Origin of the sequence: Bradyrhizobium sp., from assembly GCF_049581145.1 — a bacterium.
Classification (GTDB): domain Bacteria; phylum Pseudomonadota; class Alphaproteobacteria; order Rhizobiales; family Xanthobacteraceae; genus Bradyrhizobium.
Map to the genome: position 1 here is coordinate 1 of NZ_JBAURI010000977.1, position 2,810 is coordinate 2,810.

The 2,810-nt window shown below is 66.8% G+C and carries 3 protein-coding genes and 1 pseudogene; 2 read left to right on the forward strand and 2 right to left on the reverse strand.

What is annotated here, in order from left to right; genetic code table 11:
• Together WCB02_RS31845 and WCB02_RS31850 are read right to left on the reverse strand one after the other, a co-directional pair.
• Positions 1-176, reverse strand: a 176-nt coding sequence (locus tag WCB02_RS31845) for a (2Fe-2S)-binding protein (protein ID WP_423964467.1), incomplete at its 3' end; no start/stop codon positions are given.
• Between the two features lie 142 nt (positions 177-318).
• Complete coding sequence (locus tag WCB02_RS31850) at positions 319-1,731, reverse strand: MFS transporter (protein ID WP_423964463.1); 1,413 nt, start codon at positions 1,729-1,731, stop codon at positions 319-321.
• A 324-nt stretch (positions 1,732-2,055) separates the two neighbouring features.
• Here WCB02_RS31850 and WCB02_RS31855 point away from each other — a divergent pair.
• A pseudogene (locus WCB02_RS31855) lies at positions 2,056-2,228 on the forward strand (mannonate dehydratase); the annotation flags it as partial.
• Between the two features lie 3 nt (positions 2,229-2,231).
• On the forward strand, positions 2,232-2,810 hold a 579-nt coding region (locus WCB02_RS31860; protein ID WP_423964465.1), incomplete at its 3' end, for a sugar kinase.

The window sequence follows — 2,810 nt, forward strand, 5'->3', positions numbered from 1 at the left end:
CCGCAGGAGCGCGTCGCGACGCCGTCGAGATGAACCGTGCAGGCGCCGCATTGCGCGATGCCGCAGCCATATTTCGTGCCGGTCAGGCCGGCATTCTCGCGGATCGCCCAGAGCAGCGGCGTATCCGGCTCGACATCGACGTCGAAAGTCTTGCCATTGATTGTGAGGTTTGCCATCGCGATCCCCTTATTGTTGGCCCATTCCATCGATTGGACCTCGCGGGGAATGTCGCGCGGAAACCGCAGCGTTTCAAATCAAGATTCTGCGTTTGCGAAGAGGAAGATATTCGAGGGTCCGGTGTTACCACGTGAAGCACCATCACTTGTTGCGATGCGGTTTGAGGGTCAATCGCAGCAGGCTCATCGCGCTGCCGAGCGCTGCGAATCCGGCGCCCAGCGCGAGCGCCAACGCGGCACCTTGATGGCCGGCCAGGCTGAAGCACAGGGCGGCAAGTGCCGCACCCGTCGTTTGTCCGATCAGGCGTGCGGTTGCGACGATGCCGCTGGCGCTGCCGCTGCGGTGCGGCGGCGCGCTCGACATCAAGGCTCGCATGTTCGGCGTTTGAAACAGGCCGAAGCCGACGCCGCAGATCGCCATGCGCCAGACGATGTTGACGACACCAGGCGAGGCCGGCAGCAGCGCCAACAACGCCACACCCGTTCCCAATAGCGCGAGCCCGAGACCGCCGAGCAAGCCGGCGGAGAAGCGATCGGACAGCCGGCCGCCGATCGGCGCCATGATGGCAACCACCAGCGGCCATGGCGTCATGAGGAATCCGGTCTCGACCTGCGAGCGCTGCAGCACGTCCTCGAAGTAGAACGGCAGCGCCACGAAGGCCAATCCCTGCACCGCGAACGAGCAGACGGCGGTAAGGGCCGACAGCGCGAACAGTCCCTGGCGGAACAGGTCGATCGGCAGCATCGGCGCCGGATGGTCCGCATGCCTGCGGGTCAGGATGAAACCGAGCACGATCGCCGCGATCAGGCAGCTCCAGACCAGCGCGGCTGCTGCCTGATGCGCCGCGCCGCCGATCCCGATGATGAAGAGTCCGAGGCTTGCCACCGCGAGCAATGCACCGGGAAAATCGAAGGCGTGCCCGGCATGGGGCAATCTGGGCAAGGTCTTCAGGCCGATCAGCATGGCGATGAGGCCGAACGGAATGTTGACCGCGAACAGCCAGGGCCACGGGCCGAGCGCCAGGATGCCGGAGGCGACGCTCGGTCCGACGGTGAAGGCGGTCGCCACCACGAACGCGTTGTTGCCGAAACCGCGCCCGAGCAGGCGGCTCGGATAGACGAAGCGGATCAGCGCGGTGTTCACGCTCATGATGCCGCTGGCGCCCAGTCCCTGCAGCGTCCGCGCGACCAGCAGGCTCGGCAGCGACCATGCCAGCGCGCAGCCGAGCGATGCCAGCGTGAACAGCAGAAGTCCGCCGAGATAGATCCGCTCGTGACCGACGATCTCGCCGCGTGCGCCGAGCGGCAACAGCGTCGCCACCAGCGCGATCTGGTAGACGTTCACGACCCAGACCGCTTCGGCGGGACTGACATGCAGATCGGCCGAAATCGCGGGCAGGGCGATGTTGGCGATCGCGGTGTCGAGCGAGGCCATCGCGATCGCGGTGAAGATCGCGGCCACTGCCCAGCGCCTGCGATCCGGAGGCAGACCATCGGAAACGCCGGCGCTGACCGCCGGGGAAAACCCTTTCGGCGCGATTGGTTCGATTGACATCCTCGAGGGTTCTCCGAAGCGGGCCGCCGTAACGAGGCCACCTGCGGCATGTACGCGAAAGCTGCGGGCAGCCCCAGCCGCGCCGCCGCATGCCCCGATGCGTCCGGGGTATGCGACCGGCTTCCGCGGTCGCTTCGGGGCGACTTTCGGCACCTTCCGCCTGCCGACCAATCGACCAGGCTGTCATTTGAGGCGGTCAAGACCATCATAACAATCAATCATAACAATAAAGTGCACCCCGCCCGCGCGCGGGACGGGAGCTTTGGACGGACAGCTTTCAGGCCGGCGCATCGCAGCCGTGCAACGCGGGCCGGCCGGGGGCCGGCTCGCCGGCGAGCCGACAGGCGGATTTCCGTCCGGCCGGATCGCGGCAATGAGCTCCTGGACGACGTCGGGCGCGGCACCCATCCCGGCTGGCCCCTGGTCGTCTCAAGGGGCTTGCGGAGATCCGCGGTGTCATGACAGCAGTGGCGGCATTCAACCGACTGCCGGTCTGACATATGAAAGTTGCTTCCATCGGCGAATGCATGGTCGAGTTTGCGCAAGCCCAGGACGGCCTGTTCAGGCGCGGCTTTGGCGGCGACACGCTCAACACCGCGCTGTATCTGGCGCGGCTCGGCATCGACACCTCCTATGTCACGGCTCTTGGCGACGATGCGCTGAGCGAGGTCATGCTCGCGGCCTGGCGCGCCGAGGGCATCGGCACCGAGCACGTCATGCGGCTGCCCGGGCGCGTGCCGGGGCTCTACATGATCGAGCGCGACGCGCGCGGCGAACGCAGCTTTCTCTATTGGCGCGACCGTGCTCCGGCGCGCGAACTGTTCGATCGTGCCGACGAGGCCATGCTCGACCTTCTGTCGCGGTTCGACTGGCTCTATCTCTCCGGCATCAGCCTGTCGCTGTATGGCGACACCGGCCGGGCGCGACTCCGCACCTTGCTGGCCGCGACGCGAAGCCGCGGCGGCAAGATCGCCTTCGACGGCAATTACCGGCCGCGCGGCTGGAGCGATGCGGCCGCCGCGCGGCGGGCATTCAACGAGATCCTGCCGCTGGTCGATCTGGCCTTGCCAACCCTGGAG

Coding starts and splice junctions, on each gene's coding strand:
- WCB02_RS31850 (WP_423964463.1), bottom strand. CDS start 1,731: ATGTCAATCGAACCAATCGCGCCGAAAGGGTTTTCCCCGGCGGTCAGC.